Source organism: Methylobacter sp. S3L5C (genome assembly GCF_022788635.1).
In the GTDB taxonomy this organism is placed as follows: Bacteria; Pseudomonadota; Gammaproteobacteria; order Methylococcales; family Methylomonadaceae; genus Methylobacter_C.
In genome coordinates, this window is the sequence record NZ_CP076024.1 from 745,786 (window position 1) to 768,610 (window position 22,825).

A 22,825-nucleotide genomic window follows, 5' to 3' on the forward strand; every position below is an offset into this window, starting at 1 on the left:
TTTAACCACCAATTAAAAAATATCATCCATACCTCAATACTTTTTTGGGCATGGGCATCATTTTATCATTAATGGGTTTTATTTTAGCGGGGGTTGAAGGCATTTTATGGTCAGTAGTTTTAGGTGTTCTTATACTGGTGATTAGCCCAAACCTGCCACCACCTTTTATCTTTTCTCTAATAGGCGGTAGATTACTATTTGCAGATGATGCTCCAGTGCTTTATCAAATAACACAGAAACTCGCTGCTCGTGCTCACTTAACTACAGAACCGGCACTTTACTACTTACCCGGACACATGATGTATGGACTATCGAACTAAAACAACCGAACCAAAATACCTTGATAGCTCTTTAAAAAACAAAGGTGTAAACATTTAAATACGCCTTAATTATTAACACCGCACTGGAGATTAAAATGCTTAACTATTTGTTTAAAGGGCTGTTTGTTTTCGTCTTTAGTGTATCCGTTACTTTTGCCGGAAATCAAACCACGCTTGATAATCATCGGGGGGCGATGCTTTATGAGAATCATTGTCTGGAATGTCACACCCAGCAAATACATTGGCGAGACAAGAAAATGGTTACCGACTGGAAAAGCTTGATAACCGAAGTAAATCGCTGGCAATATATTTCCGGACTTGAATGGAGTAAGCATGATGTCGAGGCGGTCAGTCGTTATTTGAACAACAGGTACTATCATTATCCTTAGGCAATTTCCTACGAAGAATATACCCAAGTCGCTGATCTTTTTATTCATTGTCTGCATTGCCAAATAGTTATGTAGCCAGCTACGCGCCTGTTTTTCGGCCTCGGCAACTGCTCCTGCGTCTCTTAAGGAGCCTGTTGTTGGTACTCTAACTCCTGCATAATCCACAGGGATGTGGTGAAGGCAGGGTTTGCAGGAGCAAATATCTGTCCTTGCAGTTGTTGAAAATGAAAAAAATCCTGCGCCATTTGGGTCTATTCATTTTTGGATATCTACTAAACAGCTACTTAATCTGTATCTGTACGGCCAATAATTTTCACTCTCTACCGGGAGACTTCGAATGATTCCTGTAGTTATCAAAACTTGTAAACCTCCCGGAAAAACCTGACTATACTCATTTGATCTACTGCAAAACATAAATATCAGGGCTCTGTTTATGCAGATGTGTCATGCTCATTTGTTTACTTTCCCCAGCATCTGGAACACCATCTTTAAAAGACTCTATAATTATTTTTGTAGATTATCACTGAGGAATTGCTGTAATGAGATTTCTTGATCTAACTATTTTTCTGATGTTATGGCTTATTGCTACCAAAACGGCATCCGCGACAACCTACAATCTCCCTGAAAACCCGGATAATAATGTTATATCTCAATATCCGGATAATACCGTTTTTATAAGAGCCAAGCAGGACGAAACATTATTGGACATCGCCTTGCGATTTTCGCTGGGACAAATGGAAATCGTTCATCTGAATCAAAAAGTTGATCGTTGGCTGGTAAAAAAAGGCGAAGTTGTGCGTTTGGCTAACCGGCGAATTCTTCCTGATACGCCACATAAAGACATCGTCTTAAACCTGTCTGAATATCGTCTCTACTATTATCCAAACGCTCAACCAGATATGCCTGCTCAGGTTATGTCATATGCTACCGGAATAGGCAGACAGGATTGGAGAACACCGTTGGGCTATACCAGGGTCTCAAAAAAAGAGAGAAATCCCAGTTGGTATCCTCCTGAATCGATACGACGCGAACATGCCAGAAACGACGATCCATTGCCTCGAGTTGTACCTCCAGGCCCTCACAATCCGTTAGGTGCTTATGCCCTGCATTTGGCTTTACGCGGCTACCTGATACATGGCACCGATATCGACAAGATTTACGGTATCGGGATGCAAATTACGCACGGCTGTGTACGCATGTACCCGAATGATATTGAAGAGTTATATTATAGGGTAGGCGTCGGCACGCCGGTTTATATCGTCAAACAACCTATCAAAGTAGGATGGCTGAACAATAAGCTTTACATCGAAGCGCATCCTGATCTGGACGGTGTAAAAATGACTTTTGATCAACGTCATGCAGTCGCATTAAAATTAATCAAAAAAGCGACTCAAGAGGAAACACCTGCTTTCGATCAGCAAGCCCTTAACCAGGCCTTGCAAACGTTGGATGGAGATCCTGTACCCATTTTACAAAAGGCTGTTTCTCAAGAAACAGCTCCCATAGAATTCGACAACTACACCACACCTTATCAATAGCTAATTATTTAGCCACTCATTATCTTTGCCGCTTATATCTGTTTTTTTTGTGATTTAAGCCCTGAAGGCGGTAAAAGCGCAACCAAATCCCTCCGGTTTTAGTTGTATTTTTACCCATTTTATAAAAAAGTAAATACTTGGCAAGACAGTATTATTAACTTTTTTATAATCAAGTTTACCCTTGTTATCAGGACAAGTATCAAAGCCATTTGATAGTTAGAAGTTAACTACTGTAGCCAACAGCAGTCAGGTGATAAGGAGATTTCAAAACCATTCGAAATTCTTATAAAAAAGGTAAAAATCAATTTTATTGGAACTCCCGACCATACCACTATTTAAGAGCAAATATCCCGGTTAATCGATATTCTTGATGGATAAAAGGGGTAGATATTCGGTTCTTTTACTGTTATGGTTTAAAGACGGGCAATTAAATAATCGTGTTTTATTAATCACGAATAGTTAATAAAATCGCTAAATAAGTGCCTGTGAAATATCCAATACTTTACTTAATTTTAAGAAAAAAAGGAAATTCCCTTGATACTCATTAAAATATATAAAAAGATCTTATCCGTTACATTCCTGACCGCTGCGACCCTGTTCACAGGAACAGTATCTGCGGCTTACGTCCCATATAAAGGCCCGGCAGTCGTACCAGATAAAGCAATCGAAAAAGTCGCTGAAAAACCCACGATAACTGAGCCAGCGGAAGTAACCGAAAAAGCGGCTGAAAAATCCACGATAGCTGAACCAACTGAAGTAACCGAAAAAGCTGCTGAAAAACCCACGGTAGCTGAACCGGCTGAAGTAACCGAAAAAGCTGCTGAAAAACCCACGGCAGCTAAACCGGCTGAAGTAACCGAAAAAGCCGCTGAAAAATCCACGGCAGTTGAGCCGGCTGAAAAACCTGCAAAAACCCATTCAGTTCAATCACTGGAACATGCAAAATCTGCCGCCATACATGGCAACGCTGGCCACGCAAGTGTTTTAGCGGAGCATGCAAAGACAGCACTTGAGCACGCACAAAGTGCTGAAAAAATACTGGAAGGTAATCCTAAAATACACATGACAGAAGCAGTTACACACCTTAATGACGCAATAAAACATGCTGAGATGGATCGTGCTGATGTTGCAACAGAACATATTAACCAAGCGATCACCCACATAACAGCATCCATTGAATAATGCTGTTTATCTGACTTTAATCAAAAAGGTTGCTCCGCTCCAAAAATGAAATACCTGATCGACTCCAGAATGAGTTGATCAGGTATTCCCTTCTTGATTATCCTTTTATTAAATAAAACACTAACGAATTTTTTAGGTTGCAGAGTTATTATCCATCCGCCAATCAATACCCACCCCCCGGTTGATTCTAGCGAGCTAAATGTTGGAGGCCATAAAAAAATGGCTAAATATTCAAAAATAAAGCACCAGCAAATCAAAGTCTGAACTAATAAATTTCAACAAACCGGAAAATCATGAAGCCAATCAGCTCTGATCCAAAACAAAATAGTGCTAAACTGACGGCTTTTTAAACTCATCGTTAAAATTCCCTTGCCGCCACTGAGTCTATATATTCATATCCCCTGGTGCATTAAAAAATGCCCTTATTGCGACTTTAATTCACATGCGATTAAAGGTGATACTCCCGAAGCGGCCTATATTGACGCGCTGCTGAATGATTTATCCAAAGACTTACGGCTCTACAATATCACTCACCCTATCAGCAGCATTTTTATTGGTGGCGGAACACCCAGTCTGTTTTCTCCTGAGTCTATCAATCGCTTGTTACGCGGAATAGAACAACAGGTTGCGTTAAAAACAGATATTGAGATTACCCTTGAAGCCAATCCTGGTACTTTTGAAAGCCATAAATTTGCCGAATTCAGAGCCTTGGGAATTAACCGCTTATCTATCGGCATACAAAGTTTTAACGATAAACTGTTAAAAAAACTGGGACGAGTGCACTCGGCGCACGAAGCCATTATTGCCACTGAAATCGCGCATCAGGCCGGCTTTGAAAATTTTAATCTGGATTTGATGTTTGGCCTGCCCGATTCCAGTCCTGATGACAGCAAAACCGATATAGCAACCGCCATCGGCCTGAAACCTACGCATATTTCTTTTTACCAATTAACGTTGGAACCCAATACTTATTTCCATAAATTTCCGCCGCAATTGCCCAATGATGAGCTTATTTTTAGCATGCAAAAGCACTGCCAAAAACTATTGGCTGATCAGGGTTATCAGCAGTATGAGGTTTCAGCCTATAGCCAACTGGGCTTACAGTGTCGGCATAATGTAAATTATTGGCAGTTTGGTGATTATTTAGGCATAGGTGCAGGCGCTCACGGTAAAATAACGCAAACTTTACCTCAACAAATTATCCGCAGCTTTAAACCCAAAAGTCCGGAACAATATTTAAGTGATACCCATAAACTGGGTGGCTCTGAAGTTATTTCTGTCGCTGAACTGCCACTGGAATTTATTATGAATCATTTGCGCCTGAAACAGGGCTTTACTCTGGACACTTATCAAGCAACAACCGGCCTTGATATAACAACACTGGAACCGGCGTTATCGGCTTGTCTGAAACAAGAATTGCTTATCCATGAAAATAATCATTATTATTGTTCAGAACAAGGCTGGAATTTTATGGACAACATTTTAGAAAAATTCATGCCTTGATTTTGCTCAAGGTTCTCTCTACTTTTTACCTTTACTATTAACATGCTTGATTATCAAAAAGACTTTATCGCCTACGCACTGGATTGCGGTGTATTAAAATTTGGCGAGTTCCTGTTAAAGTCAGGACGCACCAGTCCTTATTTTTTCAATACCGGCCTTTTCAATACCGGCGCTCAACTGGGAAAATTGGGACATTTTTATGCCCAGGCATTGATTCAATCCGACATAAAACCGGATATTCTTTATGGACCGGCCTACAAAGGTATCCCGCTGGTCAGCACGACATCTATCGCCTACGCTCAATTAACCGGCAAAGATATTCCCTTTGCTTTCAACCGCAAAGAAGTAAAAGATCATGGCGAAGGCGGCAGTCTGGTCGGTGCGCCATTGCAAGGCAAGGTTGTTATTTTGGATGACGTGATTACTGCCGGTACATCCGTCAGAGAGTCGGTAGAAATAATAAAGCATGCAGGCGCGATTCCTGCAGGCGTCTTAATTGCGCTGGATCGCCAGGAAAAGGGCCTCAACGACAGTTCCGCTATTCAGGAAGTTCAGGAGCGTTTTAACATGCCGGTTGTTGCCATCATTACTTTGGCAAATATTATTGCTTATTTAACAGCCCAGTCTAGCGATCAGCTTAACGCTATCCAAGACTATCAAAATCGTTACGGCATTTAAACAGCTTATCATTTTAGGGTATTCGGATTTTACTGTTGAAACGTCATGTTGGGCAACATCTTTTCGTTGCCCAACATTCAACGGTCAAAATCAGAATATCGAGAGATTTCTTCAATACTATTCGTGCATTTTAACGCGAAAATATAGGGCACGAAAAGCATGTGCCCGACTTGTCTGTTTTTCTTCTTTAGGGTTACAGCTAACTTTACTTTATTGCTATGACATTTAAGCTAATAGGAAAGCCATACGGCTTGTAATCGCTTGTGTCATTGAATAACCCAAATGAATCAACTCGGTTAGCATCGCTAAAACCAGTCCGCCTTAAAAAATCAAACAAAAAGAGCTGGTTCCACCCGAAAAAATGAAAATCATGGGCATCTACTTGCCCCCCGAACATCATCCTCATTACATGAAATTTTACATCCTGAGATGCTATTGGATCAATAAATGTGTGACAAAGGATATCTAAGTCAGGAACAGAAATATAAAATTTACCAGATGGCTTTAAAATTCGCCTTATCCCTTTAAGCGTATCAAAAACTTTGGCCTGAGTAACATGCTCAAATACATGACTTGCATAAACCTCTGAAAAACTATCATCCTCAAACATACTTAAGTTACTTATATCGCCAATAAAGTCGACACCAGGTTTTTCAAATATATTGAGTATTTTCCAACCTTCTTTAATTGTTTCGCCACCAATATGAAGTTTCATCAGCATCCAAATAATTATAAATAAAAGCCACTATGTGATTCATGGCAGGTAACACTATATAAAGTCAGTTCAACAAGACTTTTGCCAGTTCAATAATCTCGTTTTCATCAATATCCTTGATCGAATCATCCTGTCTGTTCAGCTTGTATGAATTGACAAGGGAAGCAGATTTAACGACTTTATTGATGTCGGTTTGATAAGCCATTCTGGTCGGTGTGGGGCCAAAAATAGTAATCGATGGTCGGTTTAAAGCCCATGCCATGTGGGTAGGTCCGGTATCGTTACCAATCAATAAATCTGCCTGGCTAATCAACGCTTTTAAACTATTCAAATCCAGCCTGGGCAGCACTTTAATAGCGTCAGATTGTGTAGACATCCAATCTGCTTTAGCTTTCTCTTCCTCACTGCCCCACACCACCAGACAATTTTGCTGCAAGGCTACCGCTATTTTTACAAATTTTTCCGCCGGATAATTTTTACTATCCCAACTTGAGCCGATAATTAACACAATGTTTTGTCGATCTTTTTGCAAAAAATTATAAATTTGCGGATCTTCATTGCTAAAAAATAAAAACGGTTTTTTGTTATGGATTTGCGCCTCGGTGATATTGACACCTAAAGGACTGGATAAGGCAAAGGCATTTCTAACGATCGCGTTAGTATCGTAAGCGCAAGCTAATTTGACATTATAAAACCAGGAAGCCGCTTTTTCCCTGATTGAATCGGCATCGAAACCGGCGAGGTGTTTACCAAGCAGTTTTGCAATAACCGCTGATTTAATAAGCCCTTGCGCATCAATAACCACATCATAGTGATTGCGTGCAAAGTTGCGAACTTTTTTTATCTCCTGAAAAACACCGGCTTTATTGGTTTTTAAAGATTTTAAATTGACCGTTAAAATATGATCTATATCGGGATTGTTTTTTAAAACGTCAGCAAAACGCTCTTCCACTATCCAGTCAATTTGAATGGCTGGCAAACACGCTTTAATAAACTGTAACGCAACCATCGCATGCACAATGTCACCCAGTGCAGAAAGCTTAACAATGGCAATTTTCAAGAATTAACCTCTCACCCGTTAAATAACAGCAATCACTTGCTCAGGACTTATATCATTCAAACACCGGGTATGACCTAACGGGCACTCACGTTTAAAACACGGAGAGCAATCAAGATGTAAACTGATAACATGAGCCTTGGCATTAAGTGGCGGCGTAAAGTGTGGATCGGACGAGCCATAAAGAGCGATTATTTTTTTGTCCAGCGCGGCTGCAACATGCATCAAACCGGAATCATTAGTCACCACGGCATCAACCAGTGATAGCAAATCGACAGCTTCAGCTAATGATGTCCTGCCACTAAAATCAATACATTGCCCGGAAACTTCAGCATTAATTTGTTCAGCCACTGCTTTATCTTTATCAGAACCAAACAGCCAAACTTGCCAGCCTTCAGCAATTTTTTGTCGTGCAACTTGGGCATAATAACTTGCCGGCCAACGTTTTGCTGCACCATATTCAGCACCAGGACATAAAGCCAATATTTTCTCCGGGGACGGATAAGTTGGCTTATCACTCCAGGGAAGTAATACCGAAGCAATGACCGAGCGAAAGCGTAACCCAACACTAGACGCATTATTTTGTCGGGTTACGCTTTCGCTAACCCGATCAATAGCGTTGCCATTTTCAGCAACTTTTACGTTTAAATGGAATTTTTCGATAACGCTATTTTGCTGATCCGGGTTAATAACAAGTTCAGGAACCGAATACTCAGGCGGCAATTGCGCCGTATCCGGCAAACCTAAGGCAACAAAGCGTTGAACCGTCATGGTCAGTAAACTTTTATCCAGCTTTCTGGCATCGTTCAGCAAGCCCCAGCGACATTCACCAACATAACCGGTACGAACGGGGATATCGGCAAAATAAGGAATTAATGCCGATTTCCAGGAGTTTGGCAATACGATTGCCTGATCGTAACCTTCAGCCCGTAACTTCCTGCCCAGCTTAATTCTATCCAGCAAACCAAATTGGCCATGCACTAAAGGCATCGCGATAGCTTTTGCAACTTGCGGCATTCTTGCCAGCAAAGCAAATGACCATGACGGTGCCAAAACATCAATTTGACAATCAGGTTGGGCATTTTTTAACGTGATAAACAGGCTTTGCGCCATCACCATATCGCCAACCCATGAGGGACCGACGACCAGAATCCTGGGGGGGTTCTTCAAAATCTTAATCCTGGAAAAATCAATTGGCCCACGAAAAACACGAAAAGCACGAAAAAATTCAAAAACATGAAAAACGGTAAACTTTTACTCAATGAATAAACGTAACGGGGTTGCAACTCATTGAAGCCGTCAAACATTCAGGTCGGAGTTACAAACTCCGACCTGCATCGTGGAATGGCTGTGCCATACAATGATCTCGTTTTTTATTTTTCGTGGCTTTCGTGCTTTTCGTGGAAAAAAGCCGTTTTTACGTTAATTAACGTAAGTTAACCACTCGGCATGGTCTTCTCTGCGTCCATGTACATAATCAAAATATAATGATTGTAATTGCTCGGTCACGACACCACGACTACCACAACCTATTTTACGATTATCGAGCTCTCTGATTGGCGTTACTTCAGCAGCAGAACCGGTAAAGAAGGCTTCATCAGCGACATAAATCTCATCGCGGGTAATCCGTTTCTCAATCACTTCATAACCTTGCTCGCGTGCAATCGTCATCACGGTATCACGGGTAATGCCTTCCAGTGCGGAGGTAGTTTCTGGCGTGTAAATTTTACCGTTACGTACGATAAACAAATTTTCAGCACTGCCTTCTGCCGCAAAACCTTCATGATCAAGCATTAAGGCTTCATCGTAACCATTCGACAACGCTTCTTGCAGAGCCAAAATGGAATTAATGTAATTACCGTTGGCTTTGGCTTTACACATGGTGCTGTTGTGATGATTGCGCACATAAGAAGAGGTGCGAATACGAATTCCATGCTCGATGCTGTCAGCGCCCAAGTAAGCGCCCCACGACCAGGCAGCAACCATGACATGAACCTTCAGGTTATCAGCCCGAAGTCCCATACCTTCAGAACCATAAAAACACATAGGCCGAATATAGGCGCTATCCAGATTGTTCTTGGCAACCGCATCACGATGCACCTGATTCATCTCATCCTTAGTAAACGGCATGGCCATATTCATGATGTGCGCAGAACGGAACAGGCGGTCCGTATGTTCTTGCATTCTGAAAATAGCGGTGCCTTTTTCAGTGTGATAGGCTCTTATGCCTTCAAATACGCCCAATCCATAATGCAAAGTATGCGTCAGTACATGGACTTTCGCTTCACGCCAATCAACCCATGCGCCATCCAGCCAAATTAAGCCGTCTCTATCGTCCATTGTCATCATTTATTCTCCAACATTAATGTGTATTAGTATTTTCACTTACCACGGAGAACACGAAGTTTTTTCTTCATGTCCTCCGTGGTAAAAATATTTTTCTTACCGGTTTATTCCATTAAATTATGCCAAATCTGCTCAACCTGTGCGCTCAATTCACCGACCTCAGCCTCGTTAATAATGGCTCGCTCGCCTTGTAAAACCAGCTTGTGTCCGTAATCACGATAGGTACAATAAGTCACTTTGAGTATTTCTGCCTCGGTTTTAGAGATAAAGCCGTCTTCCTGCAAACCTTCAAGCAATCTGACATTATCCGTATAAGTCGTCAAAGCTTCATTTTTTGCAGCCCTGGCTAAAACCCCAAATTGTACTATAAACTCAATATCAGCAATACCGCCTTTACTGTGTTTTAAGTCAAACTTGTTTAATTCTTTCATTGCCAAGGCATCGCGCATCTTTTCGCGCATTTCGCGTACCTCTGTTTTCAGAGGTACCAAGTCCCTGGGTAAGCTCAAAATTCTGCGGCGAATAGATTCATATTGTGTCTTTAAGCTGGCATCACCGGCAATAAATCGTCCTCTGACCAAGGCTTGATGCTCCCATGTCCAAGCCTGACTTTTCAGATAGTCTTCATAGACATTAATGTGTGAGACCAATAAACCGGAATCGCCACTGGGGCGCAAGCGCATATCAACTTCATAGAGGACACCTGACAACATTTTGGTATCCAGAATATGCCGGACTTTCAGCCCCATCCGTCCATAAAACTGGGCACAGGAAATCGGTTTTTCGCCATCGGTGAGGACATTACCATCAGAGCAATCGTACAAAAATACCATATCCAGATCGGAACCGTAACCCAGCTCAATACCGCCCAGCTTACCAAAGCCAAGAACGGCAAAGCCTTTGGGGCTATTATCACTCCCCGGTGGAAAGCCATGTTTGTCGGTAAGCATAAGCCACGAGCGTTCAACAACATGAGCAACGATGCTTTCAGCTATGTAGGTCAAATAATCACTGACCACCATAATCGGGATGACACCCATAATATCAGCAGCGGCAACTCTTAACATATTGGTGTGCTTAAATTGCCGCAGAGCAATCATTAGCTGTTCAAGATCTTGTAACTCAATAGCTGCCAGTAAAATAACCAGCTGTTTATCAAGATCCTCTTTTTTAAGCGGTTCAAACAAACTACGCGTGTCCAGTAATTCATCAAACAATACCGGGTATCTTGATAAATAATCACAAATCCAGGGGCTGGCCGATGATAAACGAACCATTTGGGCCAGCGCATCCGGATTTTCGGCTAATAATGCCAAATAAACATTTCTGCCTGCTACCGCTTCAAATAAATCCAGTATGCGCTTTAAAGTTTCATCAGTATTATCAACTTGCTGTATTGCCTCAATCACAAACGGCATCAACCGATCAAGCACCTTCGCACCTTTAGCCGTTAAGCGCCGAATTGAGTGCGCATTTTTAAATTGTTTAATGGCGGCCAAGCTTTCTGCAGGCTGATGAAAACCATACCGACTTAAGCTATCCAGCAATTCCTCATCATCGGCTACGCCGGTCCAAATCTGTTGACTGTGCTGATCTTTCACTGGCGATTTAGCGATAGAAAAAACCTGATCAAACACAGCATGTACCTGAGTTCTTACCGTATCCAACCGGATTTTAAAGCTGTTCCAGTCCGGATAATCCAATGAATAGGCCAGTATCTGCTGAACCGCTGCTGATGTTGGTAAATCATGCGTTTGTAAGTCTTGATATTGCTGAATATGGTTTTCCACTCGGCGCAGAAAACAATAAGATTGTCTTAACTGTTCGGCATCATTTGGAGCCAGCAACTCCAGTTTGCCAAGAGTTTTCAGTACATCCAGAATACCGCGCGTTTGCAATGCCTTTTCATTACCGCCACGTATCAACTGAAAGGCTTGGCCAATAAATTCAATTTCACGGATTCCACCGGGGCCAAGCTTGACGTTGTCCATGCGGTCTTTACGTTTTAACTCTTGGGTAATCTGCACCTTTAAAGAGCGTAGTTCCTCAAAAGCACCGTAATCCAGATAACGCCGATAAACAAAGGATTTCAGCATCGCCATGAGTTGTGCTCCGGTTTTAAAGTCACCCGCAACCTGACGCGCTTTGACCATGGCATAACGTTCCCATTCCCGCGCCTGGGTTTGATAATAGTTTTCCATACCATCAAACGTCATAATAATAGGGCCGCTATCACCAAAAGGTCTTAAACGTATATCGGTACGGAAGACAAAACCATCGACGGTAATTTCATCAAGAACTTTGACCAGGCTTTGACACAGCCGCGTAAAAAACTCACCATAACTGGTTTCTTTTCTATCCGGTAATACGCCGTTTTCTGCATAAGCAAAAATCAGATCTATATCGGAAGAATAATTCAGCTCATACGCACCCAACTTCCCCATACCCAAGACAATAATCTGCTGGGGGCTGCCATCAGCCAATAAAGGGGTTCCGCGTTTTTCACAAGCCTCATTATAGAGAAAAGCCAAGGCGTATTGAATACAGGCATCTGCCAACCAGGACAAGTCAGCCAGTGTTTCTGGTACTTCAGCCCATCCCGCCAAATCACGCCAGGCAATCCTGATCATTTCCCTGCGCCGGAAACGCCGTAACTTCTGCATTAATTCGATTTCATTATCAACCTGCAGACACGCCAGTTTGTCAGCATAATGGCGATCCGTATAAATCGTCGATAAATCGCCTGAATTAACCACATCAACCAGTATCTCTGGTTGTCGTAGTGCGCTTTCTGAAATAAACAAACTGGAGCACCAAACCTTGACTATTGATGCGCCAATCTCCGGTGTCGGCTTAAAATCGAGCTTAAGACCGGCCAGTTGTTCATGCCATTGCTTAAGTGTAACCGTTACAGAAAGACGCAATTCATCAGGCAACTTGGCAAGCTCGGGTTGAATAATATTAATAAAAGACATAAGTGGCCGGCATATTCAAAAAAACCATCATACCTAACTCATGTTACGCAAGCCATAATAAATCAGCACAAAAGCACCAATAACGCGAAGAAAAATACCACAAATACCCAAGGCTTTCTGAAAGTAGATTGCTTTTTTGAGAGCAACCATTGGCGTAATCACTGCCATTGTCGCAACGTTATTTATCTATTTTTAGCAATAATCCGAGGTGCTTTACTAGTCAATAGCCAAGCCGGCTTTCAGTCGATATGAAACGACATCCACAGCCCTTTTTTGAATATGCTCTACCAACTCCATGATTTGCTGATCCAGCCTGAATCGCAGTTCCCATTCCATGGCTAAATCACTTGGCAAGCGGTCGATGCAATGGTGTTCAGTGTAGCTTTGTTTCAGAAATGCGTGAATGTTGGCAACCTCAGTTGCAGTCTCGTGTCGCTCGCCTTGCAGCACTAACGCCGTATTCTCCAAGGCAGTTGCCAACACCGCATCGAAAGCACGACTATGTTTTTGTAACTCATCAGGAAAACTGCTGAATTGTTGACCACTTAGCAATCGATAGCGTCGCCGAATCTGTAACAAGCCGGACAAATTACCGGCTTCATCAATAATCGCGCTCAGCGCTGTTCTTTCGTTAACCTTGTAGCTTAATCCGGCATCAGGCTCCAGTCTCGCATGAATGATCAAATCCTGTGCAACAGACAGATCTTTTTCTGCCGACAAACGCAATGGCAAAGTATGCTTAAGCAGCAGACTTAAATCCGGCAGCCGTGTTGTAAACCGGGCAAGTGTATGCAATGCCGCAGCACTATGGTGACGAGCAAGCACAATAGAACGCCTCGGCCATAGCGCATAATCGAGTATGCCCATTACAATGATACCCAACAAAATACCGCTAACCCGGTCACGCGGTAGATATAAATCGGTGACCTGACCAAAATCGTGTAAAACAAATAACGCGAACGAAAAGCCGAGCTGACGCCCCAAATAGGCGATGCGTTCACTACCGGCAGAAATCCAGGCAGCAATAGCCCAGACAGGGATTGTTACCAACGCAAAGTCTACGATAGATTCAAGCTGCGACTGAAATACCAGTACATAAAAGTAGGCGCAGAGCCCGCCCAGCACCGCGCCCGACAAACGCAACAGCGATAACCGATAGTCGGCACCGAGACTGGTTTGTGCAGCAACCAAACAGGTTGGTATGGCGGTATTTATATCCGCCCAGCCCAAGCTTTCAACGATCAATGCACAGAGTATGGCACCCAGAGAAAACTTAATCCCGAATTGCAGGCTATCGGCATGCGTTGCCCAAAATTCATAGCCAAACCAGACTGGAAACCTGGCATCAGCTTGGTTATTATCGGTTTCCGTCGCTATGATTTTAATTTCAGACGCTGATGCTGGCGAATGTAAGTTATGCATTAATTCGGCACTGCGTTGTAGCGACCGCCAAATCGCGGTTAACAGTGAAGGATTGGTTTGCAGGGTATAACTGTACAACACCTCATCAATTAGCAGTATCGCTATTGGTCCGGAAGTATCACGATATTCTTCCACACCCTGCCTGAGCAGTACGCAGGCACTTTGCAGCGCCAGATAAACATTTAATTTTTCCTGATTCATGACTTGAGCGCGATATTCTGCCATCAACACTTGATCCAGCCAAATAGCGGTCTCTCGCAAGCCATCAATTTCAAGCAGCAGGGCAAGGTAAGTATCATGCTGTTGACGCATGGCAGGATGTATCAACTCTGCGTTATCCAGCAAGCCCAATATTTTACCGAAACTACCGGCACTGGAAAATTTCCGGATTACGCGGTCATGGATTTTCACGCCGCTGTCAGCCAGACGTGCACTTAAAATGGTTTCCACCACCACTAATTGTCCCGCGATGCTCGTTTTCAGCAATTTGAGCGGATCTTGCGGTTTGATGGTCAGGTGCACCACTGTCCATGTACCGATAGCCAATACACCAATGATAGGGATATTCCACAAGGCTTGGTAAATATTTTCATCGGGAGTGCTGGGGTTGTACAGCACCGCTATCGAATACCATAGGGCAATACCGGTAGGCCAGGCGATCAGACGGGCATGAAACAGGGCGACAGCCAGTATTATGAAAGACAAAGGTAGTAAGAGCCAGGGATCATTGCCGGCCAACATCAGCGTAAATACCGACACCAAGGTGGTCACGATCAGATACCCCATCTGGCGAATACCGAATGCCAGTGATTGACCGGCATTCGCATAGGCGTCATAACTCAAACAGATGAGAATGGCAATGGCTCCCAACGGTGGCACCTGCAAGGTTTGGCTGACCAAGACAATAATCAGTGAAACCATAAACAAACGTAAGGTAGCAACTCGCCGCCCCGGAAAATCTTTGAGCTCAACTTTCAGGAATTGTGCCAGACTGGTTCCAAACCATAACTTGCTTGGTCTTTTGTGCAGATCCGAAGTGTGCTGCGTATCGCCCTTATTCATTAAGGAACCAGAGGGGTTGTGGCTCCCTTTTCACGGACTGGCGACAGCTTTTTAATTTCGGCAGGGCGATCCAGAATAGTCACAAAGGCCGTCATACCCATGCGTAGCGGATGTTCAAGATCGCGTTCTTGTATCTCAATACGCACCGGAAATCGGGAAGCAAGGACAACCCAGTTCAGGGTGCGCCGAACCTCCGGCAATACGCCTTGCTGCTTCATATTATCAGGATAATTAGCCCAACCGATACCGGTTACCACGCCCCGATAGCGCTTTCCCGGATAGCCAACCAGAAACACATCGGCTTCCTGACCGGGGTGAATGGATTGTAGATAAGTTTCTTTGAAGTTAGCGATAGCATACCAGTGGCGATCATCGACCAAGGCGAACATTTGCATTCCGGTCTTGGCATATTCGCCTTCGCGAGTATTGAGGTTGGTTACGTAGGCATCGAAAGGCGCGCGCACCGAACAGTATTCAACGTCCAGTTCGGCAGAGGTAACCAGCGCTCTGGCAGCTTCAATACGGGCATTAACGTTACCAACCTGGGCAATCAACGATACGGCGCGTCGGCTCTCGCTTTTTGCTTCATCTATCGCACTCCGCGCCGAAAGCTCCTTGGCACTTGCATCTGCCAGCGCTGCACGTGATGCGGCGTAACGGGATCGGGCTTGCTGGAGCTGGTCTGTGGTGACATATTGTTTCTCCGCCAATGGCTCAAGACGTTCCAGATAGCTATGTAAATATTCATCCTCGGCCTCAATCCTTTTAACTTCGGCACCGGCCGCAACGCGTTGGTGTTCCAGTCGCTCAATAGCGAGCTCGGCGGAACCGCTGGAAGCTCGCCTTGAATCGACGTCTTTTTCCGCTACCACCAATTCTGCCTTGGCTTGAGCCAGTTTCGCCTGATAAGGACGCGGATCAATCACATACAGCAAATCGCCTTGCTTGACGTACTGATTATCTTCAACATGCAATTCCACTATCCGCCCGCTCACTTCAGGAGCGATACCGACGATATTTGCCCGTACCATAGCGTCGTTGGTACGGGGGTGCTGATAATTTATGCGCCAGACCAAAGTGCCGGTCGCTAAAGCTCCCAGCACGATTAACGTTCCGATGATACGACCCAACAGTATGCGGCGTTTAAGATTGATGACCTGATGGTCAGCTTGACTGTTTTCCATGATGGATGGCGCCCGTGTTTACGTCGAGTAAAATAATAACCAGATACCGAAGGTGCATAACGCCCATAAGCTTGGAACGATCAACAGCGGCGGCCCCAGATAAGGTGCCAACCTGTGTCGTACCAATTGCCACATTAACGCCATGCTTACCGCCAGTCCGACAAGAATACAAATAATCCAGGCAGGCCAAAACGAACCCTCAATACTCAGCATCGGGTCGCAAGCGGTCAAAAAAAACGCAGAAATAGCCAGAAAACCCGCTTTCCGTAATCCTGGCATGAAGATCATACTCTGCACTTGGGCAGGAAAACTGAACTTGAAGAATATTCGTAAGTACATTTGATTTATTTTAAACCGCGTATCTTGGTATTGATCAAATAATTAAACAATCGATTATTAGTAGAAAAAATCAAAGGTATTAATTAAATTATTTGGATATCAAATTTTGGTATTTGAATCCGCTATTGCCAATTCCCTATAAAACAGTTAATCCATGAGACATCTATCAGGGTTACAGAAGGCAAAAGGCATTTACGACCACATGAAAACAGGCATAATTGCTGAAATGTTTTATCATAGTACACCATAGTAAATGGTACAGTACTTATAGATCTGTTTGTGCCTCGGTCTTATTATATTATTAAAGTAATAATATTGCCGTTCAGACACTTACTATTAATTTTCCAAGATATCGTTATTTGACAACTAAATTGACATTTAAACAGGGTGTTTTAAATTTGCGAAAGTTGCAATGCTTTAAGTACAGTAACTTGCGACCATTGTTATCATCTCTGCCGCGAGGTTTTATCAGCGTGGCTGTACCGGCAGCAATGATGGCTTTGACAGCTTGCATGCCGCAAAGCATCGAAAAATCTGATAAACCCACTCTGGCGACTCCGGTTGACCATGCCATTTATTGGCAGGCAGTCGAGACGGAAAAAGGCACTCAACAAACAGCTATATCCAGCCGTCTGCCTGAAGATAGCCTGATTGATACCAAGATAACCTATGATTTACCTGCACTAGTCGATCTTGCCTTGCATGCCAATCCGGAAACCAGAATTAGCTGGGAGGAAGCGAAAGCTGCTGCCGCGCGACTTGAAAGGAATCGAAGCACCTGGTATCCGACTCTGACGGCGATGGCATTTGGGCAATATTTCAAAAACAGCTTCCCCATCCCCGGGAGCGCTTTGATAACCAACGGTTACTCTTCTTTTGGCAGTCTGGATTTGGCATGGACGCTGTTCGATTTCGGGCGCAGGGAGGCTCTGGTTGATGCTGGCACACAGCGCTTGACTGCTGCCAATTTTGCTTTCAACCGCAAGCATCAGGAAATTGCCTATCGGGTTGCCAGTAGCTTTTTTGCCTATCAGGCAGTCCTGGCCAAGGTAACAGCAGCGCAGCAGACACTGAATGCCGCAGGTGCCAGCACTGATTCGGTTAAAGCTAAACTCGACAAAGGGCTGGCGACACGCCCGGACTTACTGTTGGCAATTCAAGAACAGGCAAAAGCCAGCTATGATCTCCAGGATGCTCGTGGCTCGGTAATTCAGACACAGGCCGATCTGACCACTAACCTGGGCATTTCGCCCTCATATTCCTTACAACTAATAAACTTGAGCAAGCTACCGTTACCGGCAGGACTGGTACAGTCGGTCGAAAAAATAGTCGATCAAGCCTTGGAGCAACGTCCCGATCTGATGGCGCGTCTTGCCGAATTGCGTGCACGCGAAGCCGAGGTGAAGAAAGCCAGAGCCGAATTTTTTCCCAAGATTTCTCTGAAAGGCATGATTGGTAATCAATATTGGGGAAGTGTGCACACAAACCCACCCGGCAATGAGAGTTATACGGCAAGTAATCTGGTTAATACCACAATGCTCAACGTTGAATGGACTTTATTTGATGGCTTTGAACGCACTAATGCCGTGCATGAAGCAGAGGCCAGAAAAGAGGCCTCGAAAGCCCAAATTGATGCTTTTCGTCTGGAAATTATGCGAGATATCTGGAAAGCTTATGCCGATACCAAAACGACATTGGAAAAACGCGAGTTTGCGTTAGCCTTGTTAAAAGCTGCCGAAGAGTCTTATGAGGCTACACAAGAATCCTATACTCACGGCTTTTCTACGGTCATAGAACTACTATCCGCACAAAAGGATTTAGCACGCGCCCGTTATACCGAAATCGACAGTCGCGCCAGTTTACTCCAATCCGCTGCAACCCTGGTTTATGCTTCCGGAGGCCAGAGCCGTGGAGATTTTAATACGGATAGCGATGCCTTTGGCCGGAGTCTTCGACAATGAAAGTAAGATACCACGACGCGATATTTTTAGGCTTAAGCTCCACAACGAAAAAACACAACTCAAGTGGGCGTTACCATCAAATAAATAGCCAGCCCCACCATTACCGTGCCACTGATTAATTTTAGCCAACGCCCTTCTCTTTCCTGAAGCCTCCTTTGACTTAAGGTAATGATGCCTATCGCCAGGATAATAGCGTCATCAAACATATAAGCCACATTATAAAGTAGCAAATAACTGTAATAGCTAATATTGTCCAGTTGCTTCAATGTCAGTATTCTTGTGTACAGTGCCGGAAAGCCTGAGGTACACATAAATTCAACGATCTGCACTAAAATAGCCAATACCACCGCGCTGACTAAGGCACCGGTTAGGTTTTCTGCCTGCAAAATTCGCCTTATTCCGGCATAAATATCAGGTTTTGCTGCATCAGGTATCGACAGCGAAACACCTCGACCATAAAACCAAAAATCCTTAAGATTAACAAACCCTGCCAAAAGAGCAACAACAGCAATTACCATTTCCGAGATACGGGAAAAGCCGATAAGCAGGAAAAAATTAAGCCAGGCTGCCATAAATAAAAAATAAACCAGTCCTTCAACGATAACAAAGGTACCGGCGATGGCGAACATGCGTAACCGGTTATTCATTGGCTCAAGCAGCGAAATCATCAGTATCAATACCCACATTGAACAAGGGTTGAAGCCGTCGAGCAAGCCCATCGCCAACGTAAATAACGGTAAACCGATCTCATCCAGCGACAATCTGTGTCCAAAGAATTCAAGAAAAAAGGCTTCCAGTGCTTGATCCGAAACTTCTACTCCGGTTTTGCAGGGTAATATTTGCTGAGCTTCGCAACTCTGAGAAGTCTCCTGATTTTTTGGTGATTGTACGTGAGCTAAAGTACTCCGAATCAGTTGACCACTGGTTATCTCATCAGAGAAACCAACAATCAATTGCCCGCCTATTTGAAAAGCAGGTACTCTCATAGTGCCTAAGCCTTGTTTTTTGGCAAGTCGCTGTAATTGTTCCAAGGCTAAAGGTTCCTGAACCACATCATGGGTGATAATCGTCAAAGCGGGTTGCTCACGTTTTAGCGCCTGCAAAAACAACTCGGCTTTAGCGCAGTGAGGACAGCCATTGCGAACGAATACTTCAATATCGGCTGATGGTTTAACTGACGCCGTGCTTTTATCCGGCAAAAAAATGGATACTTCTGCAAAAGCTATAGAGTTAAAAGAAAAAACCAAAACCACCAGTAAACCGGCAAAAAACAGCCTGACTATTGTTTTCATGAATACACCCCTGGATGGTGGCCGTGAAATATTACTGTGAAAAAGTGGGCATCCTTCATGGAAGCTTGAAAGTAGTTGAAACTGTACTTACAAAAAGCGTAAACCGAAAAATAAATGATACCCAAAAATATTGGCGAAACCGATATAACAAGTAAGAAAAATTCTTGTCCTTAAAAATAATTAAGATCCAACTTCCGAATATCAACCAAGAGCTTAAAGAAAAGCCGGGGTAATTCACTCAGAATATTATCCGTCCTTCGGGCAATCAGAATTTTTTAAGGATAAAAAATAAAAAATAAATAACTCAAAAATATCATTAAATGGACATTGCCCTGTAACATCGTCGTGCGTTCAGAGCTTAAAGTTATCAGCGTGGTCAGTAGCGTAGCATAAAGCAAAGTACTGCTACCACCGATGACGCCCAGGTTTAAATCTATATTTTGCAATCCGGCAACCAACAACATACAGGGTACTGTTAAAGCAATCGTTGATAATGCAGAACCCAGGCAAATATTCATCGCTTTTTGCATATGGTTAGCCGTGGCTGCGCGGAAGGCACTAAGGCCTTCTGGCGCCAGCACCAAAGAAGCTATAATTAAAGCCGCAAGATCAACCGGCGCATGAAGAACCTCAATACCATGATTAATCACATCGCCCAAATATTCAGCCAGTAACACCACAGGCACAATGGCGACAATCAAACCCAGTGCGGCACCCGCAATAGCAATACGCCGCTTATGAGAGGAGGAATGTTGAGGTAGCGCAGAAATAGAAAGGCTTTCATTATCAACATGTTGATAAACAAACAATGCCTTGTGGCGAGTAGTTTGCATGACTAAAAACAGCACATACACCAAAATACACAACCCTCCCATAAAAACCTCCTGTACCGGAGAAAGTGTTGGCCCACCAGAGCTAAAAGTACTGTTAGGCATGACTAACAGAATCAATACCAAAGGCACAATGAGATGTAAAAAAGACATTGCACCGCGCAAATTAAACGTTTGTTCAAAATGACGCCAACCACCTGCAACCAGTGACAATCCTATCATGCCATTAAGCATAATCATCAGTGTTGCGTAAACTGTATCACGCAGCATACTTGGATTTTTATCGCCCTCAAATATAACCACCAACATTAAACTAACCTCAATGATGGCAACAGACAGCGTTAATAGCAATGTGCCAAATGGCTCGTCCAGCAACTCTGCAAGTTGATCCGCATAATGATTAACCGTAAATATACAGCCTATCATTGCACAAAAAATTGCCAGGGCAGCAGCGAACATCGGAACCAAACTCAATTGTACGGAAAGGATTAAATTTGAGCCATGCAGACAAAGCCAAATCCCCCAGCACAGCAGCACAAACGCATTACGGGAAAAAATAGCGGGGAACTTTCTTAAATAATTCACACAGTTCTCATTAGTGGCCAGTTGTATTGCCTGATTAGAGCGGCAATAATTAGTTTCAGTTGAATAGATCGAGGTTGTATATTATGTAGTAACTAAATACAACCAAAGTCGCAACGACGAAATACGCCAAGTGTAAAATACGATTCGTATATTAATTGACATGGCGATAAAATTATACTTAAAACCGAGGATATTCGATGCATCAAATCCCTAAAAAAGCGGGTTCCAACAACAAAGAGTCGCGTAACAATGAGAAAACCATAAAGGCCAATCAACCATCCAAAGGGGATGTGATGTTTAATGGTATCGTTACCGGTGTCGGATCAACCATAGCTGCATCAACCATTATACAAACCGGCAAAGGAGTTATGGCGACGCTGTCAAAACATCCCCTTGTCATGTTGGGTTTGGGTATAACGGCGGGTTATTTGACCCATAAATACCGCAAAGAAATTATTTCCATCACAAGCAAAACCGCCGAACAAAGCAAAGATTTTATATTGCGGCAAAAAGAAGCGCTTAAAGACCTGCTGGCAGAAGACCAGGCTAATCCTGAAGAAGATGATGTTTTAAAATAAATCCTGTAGTGAGTTATTTTTCCAACTTAACTATTCGATTCTCAGTTAATTCTTTTAAGAGCAACGTTGTTTTTGTTTTCAGCAATACTGATGACAATTTCGGTATAAGCCTGTTTAATTAATGCCTCGCCGTAACGTCGCTCCAATCGGCGCACAGTAAAATGAGCTTTAGCCATTTTCTGGTAATGATTCATAAACAATAAATTAACTGATGCACCACTTATTAAACCGATTGCAGGTATGGCCTGAGCCACCAGTTTTTGTGAAACCGGTATACTAAAACGGGTAGATACTGCGCTGAGTAATTTAACCAGCGCCGGCGCACCTTCTTGTGAGAGACCAAGCGCAGCAACGTGATTGGCTGTGTCGTTTAACGCCTTGGTTAAAAAAGAACGCATGGCATAATAACCGGTGTCCGCAGATTCCGCTCCTGAACCGCCACCACTTAAAGCAAATACGCTAAGACAGGCCATTCTGGTATCCAGCTCATCAAGATCTTCACCTTGACTACGCGCTATATCAGCAATGGAACGCATCATAATGGTTGCAGATATCGGCAACTCGATTGCCAGGGCAGTAATACCAAATGAACCACCCAAAGCACCGCTAAGACCGGCAAGCATCTGATGGGTTTTATTCGCGGGCTCACCGGGCGCGGCTGTCAGCGACAATAAAGCGCTACCCAAGGCTTTTTTTAAGGCCAATTTGGTAATGCGGCCAACAATGTTGGACCAAGGTCCGGGTAATGCCGTCATCGCCTTTTCAACAGGCAACCTCACTAACTGACTCATCCGCGTAGCGAGACTCATTGTTTCCAGACTTTGTGCCGCATCTACCAGTTCGATAAAATCAACTTGTCGCATCAATTT

General features: G+C 43.6%; 19 protein-coding genes. 8 read left to right on the forward strand and 11 right to left on the reverse strand.

Going from position 1 to position 22,825, the window contains the following annotated elements:
• Nucleotides 1-50 precede the first annotated feature (50 nt).
• The 6 genes from KKZ03_RS03625 to pyrE all read left to right on the forward strand — a co-directional run bounded on the left by KKZ03_RS03625 (nt 51) and on the right by pyrE (nt 5,610).
• On the forward strand, nt 51-320 hold the full coding sequence (locus KKZ03_RS03625) for a hypothetical protein (RefSeq protein ID WP_243220114.1): 270 nt from the start codon (nt 51-53) through the stop codon (nt 318-320).
• A 95-nt stretch (nt 321-415) separates the two neighbouring features.
• The gene (locus KKZ03_RS03630) at nt 416-709 is read left to right on the forward strand and encodes a hypothetical protein (RefSeq protein ID WP_243220115.1); all 294 of its coding nucleotides are present in this window, start codon (nt 416-418) and stop codon (nt 707-709) included.
• 539 nt (nt 710-1,248) lie between these two features.
• Nucleotides 1,249-2,247 carry a L,D-transpeptidase family protein gene (locus tag KKZ03_RS03635; protein ID WP_243220116.1) on the forward strand — a complete coding sequence of 333 codons (999 nt, stop codon included), beginning with the start codon at nt 1,249-1,251 and terminating at the stop codon, nt 2,245-2,247.
• Nucleotides 2,248-2,781: 534 nt separating this feature from the next.
• Entirely contained in the window at nt 2,782-3,429 is a 648-nt protein-coding gene (gene smbP, locus KKZ03_RS03640; protein ID WP_243220117.1) for a small metal-binding protein SmbP, read from the forward strand.
• Nucleotides 3,430-3,798: 369 nt separating this feature from the next.
• Nucleotides 3,799-4,932 (forward strand): radical SAM family heme chaperone HemW, encoded by a 1,134-nt coding sequence (gene hemW / locus KKZ03_RS03645; protein WP_243220118.1) that lies wholly within the window; start codon nt 3,799-3,801, stop codon nt 4,930-4,932.
• Nucleotides 4,933-4,974: 42 nt separating this feature from the next.
• A complete protein-coding gene (pyrE, locus tag KKZ03_RS03650) occupies nt 4,975-5,610 on the forward strand; it encodes an orotate phosphoribosyltransferase (RefSeq protein ID WP_243220120.1) in 636 nt (211 codons plus the stop codon).
• Between the two features lie 205 nt (nt 5,611-5,815).
• On the opposite strand, the gene KKZ03_RS03655 is transcribed toward pyrE, so the two are convergent.
• The 8 genes from KKZ03_RS03655 to KKZ03_RS03690 form a co-directional block, all read right to left on the reverse strand.
• Nucleotides 5,816-6,325 carry a methyltransferase domain-containing protein gene (locus tag KKZ03_RS03655; protein WP_243220122.1) on the reverse strand — a complete coding sequence of 170 codons (510 nt, stop codon included), beginning with the start codon at nt 6,323-6,325 and terminating at the stop codon, nt 5,816-5,818.
• A gap of 64 nt (nt 6,326-6,389) precedes the next feature.
• A complete protein-coding gene (waaC, locus tag KKZ03_RS03660) occupies nt 6,390-7,385 on the reverse strand; it encodes a lipopolysaccharide heptosyltransferase I (RefSeq protein WP_243220124.1) in 996 nt (331 codons plus the stop codon).
• A gap of 18 nt (nt 7,386-7,403) precedes the next feature.
• Entirely contained in the window at nt 7,404-8,552 is a 1,149-nt protein-coding gene (gene waaF, locus KKZ03_RS03665) for a lipopolysaccharide heptosyltransferase II (RefSeq protein ID WP_256451995.1), read from the reverse strand.
• 252 nt (nt 8,553-8,804) lie between these two features.
• Nucleotides 8,805-9,728 carry a branched-chain amino acid transaminase gene (locus KKZ03_RS03670; RefSeq protein ID WP_243221529.1) on the reverse strand — a complete coding sequence of 308 codons (924 nt, stop codon included), beginning with the start codon at nt 9,726-9,728 and terminating at the stop codon, nt 8,805-8,807.
• Between the two features lie 104 nt (nt 9,729-9,832).
• The gene (gene glnE / locus KKZ03_RS03675; RefSeq protein WP_243220125.1) at nt 9,833-12,703 is read right to left on the reverse strand and encodes a bifunctional [glutamate--ammonia ligase]-adenylyl-L-tyrosine phosphorylase/[glutamate--ammonia-ligase] adenylyltransferase; all 2,871 of its coding nucleotides are present in this window, start codon (nt 12,701-12,703) and stop codon (nt 9,833-9,835) included.
• 216 nt (nt 12,704-12,919) lie between these two features.
• Nucleotides 12,920-15,187 carry an FUSC family protein gene (locus KKZ03_RS03680; RefSeq protein WP_243220126.1) on the reverse strand — a complete coding sequence of 756 codons (2,268 nt, stop codon included), beginning with the start codon at nt 15,185-15,187 and terminating at the stop codon, nt 12,920-12,922.
• The gene (locus KKZ03_RS03685) at nt 15,187-16,371 is read right to left on the reverse strand and encodes a biotin/lipoyl-binding protein (protein WP_243220127.1); all 1,185 of its coding nucleotides are present in this window, start codon (nt 16,369-16,371) and stop codon (nt 15,187-15,189) included. The genes KKZ03_RS03680 and KKZ03_RS03685 overlap by 1 nt, the downstream gene beginning before the upstream one ends.
• Before the next feature lie 18 nt (nt 16,372-16,389).
• A complete protein-coding gene (locus KKZ03_RS03690; protein WP_243220128.1) occupies nt 16,390-16,659 on the reverse strand; it encodes a YtcA family lipoprotein in 270 nt (89 codons plus the stop codon).
• A gap of 524 nt (nt 16,660-17,183) precedes the next feature.
• On the opposite strand from KKZ03_RS03690, the gene KKZ03_RS03695 reads away from it, so the two are divergent.
• Nucleotides 17,184-18,671 carry a TolC family protein gene (locus tag KKZ03_RS03695; protein ID WP_243220129.1) on the forward strand — a complete coding sequence of 496 codons (1,488 nt, stop codon included), beginning with the start codon at nt 17,184-17,186 and terminating at the stop codon, nt 18,669-18,671.
• Nucleotides 18,672-18,730: 59 nt separating this feature from the next.
• Here the strand turns inward: KKZ03_RS03695 and KKZ03_RS03700 are convergent, their stop codons facing one another.
• Both KKZ03_RS03700 and KKZ03_RS03705 read right to left on the reverse strand, forming a co-directional pair.
• Nucleotides 18,731-19,963 carry a glutaredoxin domain-containing protein gene (locus tag KKZ03_RS03700; RefSeq protein ID WP_243220130.1) on the reverse strand — a complete coding sequence of 411 codons (1,233 nt, stop codon included), beginning with the start codon at nt 19,961-19,963 and terminating at the stop codon, nt 18,731-18,733.
• Between the two features lie 275 nt (nt 19,964-20,238).
• Nucleotides 20,239-21,378, reverse strand: coding sequence for a calcium:proton antiporter (locus tag KKZ03_RS03705; RefSeq protein ID WP_243220132.1), 1,140 nt, complete (start codon nt 21,376-21,378; stop codon nt 20,239-20,241).
• Nucleotides 21,379-21,575: 197 nt separating this feature from the next.
• On the opposite strand from KKZ03_RS03705, the gene KKZ03_RS03710 reads away from it, so the two are divergent.
• Nucleotides 21,576-21,956 carry a hypothetical protein gene (locus KKZ03_RS03710; RefSeq protein WP_243220133.1) on the forward strand — a complete coding sequence of 127 codons (381 nt, stop codon included), beginning with the start codon at nt 21,576-21,578 and terminating at the stop codon, nt 21,954-21,956.
• Nucleotides 21,957-21,997: 41 nt separating this feature from the next.
• On the opposite strand, the gene KKZ03_RS03715 is transcribed toward KKZ03_RS03710, so the two are convergent.
• The gene (locus KKZ03_RS03715) at nt 21,998-22,819 is read right to left on the reverse strand and encodes an EcsC family protein (RefSeq protein WP_243221530.1); all 822 of its coding nucleotides are present in this window, start codon (nt 22,817-22,819) and stop codon (nt 21,998-22,000) included.
• Between the last annotated feature and the right edge of the window lie 6 nt (nt 22,820-22,825).

What these genes read in the sequence shown, in the direction of transcription:
- KKZ03_RS03625 (WP_243220114.1), top strand. Translation starts at nt 51, where the DNA reads ATGGGCATCATTTTATCATTAATGGGTTTTATTTTAGCGGGGGTTGAA.
- KKZ03_RS03630 (WP_243220115.1), top strand. Translation starts at nt 416, where the DNA reads ATGCTTAACTATTTGTTTAAAGGGCTGTTTGTTTTCGTCTTTAGTGTA.
- KKZ03_RS03685 (WP_243220127.1), bottom strand. Translation starts at nt 16,371, where the DNA reads ATGGAAAACAGTCAAGCTGACCATCAGGTCATCAATCTTAAACGCCGC.
- KKZ03_RS03655 (WP_243220122.1), bottom strand. Translation starts at nt 6,325, where the DNA reads ATGAAACTTCATATTGGTGGCGAAACAATTAAAGAAGGTTGGAAAATA.
- KKZ03_RS03635 (WP_243220116.1), top strand. Translation starts at nt 1,249, where the DNA reads ATGAGATTTCTTGATCTAACTATTTTTCTGATGTTATGGCTTATTGCT.
- KKZ03_RS03715 (WP_243221530.1), bottom strand. Translation starts at nt 22,819, where the DNA reads ATGCGACAAGTTGATTTTATCGAACTGGTAGATGCGGCACAAAGTCTG.
- KKZ03_RS03680 (WP_243220126.1), bottom strand. Translation starts at nt 15,187, where the DNA reads ATGAATAAGGGCGATACGCAGCACACTTCGGATCTGCACAAAAGACCA.
- KKZ03_RS03670 (WP_243221529.1), bottom strand. Translation starts at nt 9,728, where the DNA reads ATGACAATGGACGATAGAGACGGCTTAATTTGGCTGGATGGCGCATGG.
- glnE (WP_243220125.1), bottom strand. Translation starts at nt 12,703, where the DNA reads ATGTCTTTTATTAATATTATTCAACCCGAGCTTGCCAAGTTGCCTGAT.
- pyrE (WP_243220120.1), top strand. Translation starts at nt 4,975, where the DNA reads ATGCTTGATTATCAAAAAGACTTTATCGCCTACGCACTGGATTGCGGT.
- KKZ03_RS03700 (WP_243220130.1), bottom strand. Translation starts at nt 19,963, where the DNA reads ATGAAAACAATAGTCAGGCTGTTTTTTGCCGGTTTACTGGTGGTTTTG.
- KKZ03_RS03710 (WP_243220133.1), top strand. Translation starts at nt 21,576, where the DNA reads ATGCATCAAATCCCTAAAAAAGCGGGTTCCAACAACAAAGAGTCGCGT.
- KKZ03_RS03690 (WP_243220128.1), bottom strand. Translation starts at nt 16,659, where the DNA reads ATGATCTTCATGCCAGGATTACGGAAAGCGGGTTTTCTGGCTATTTCT.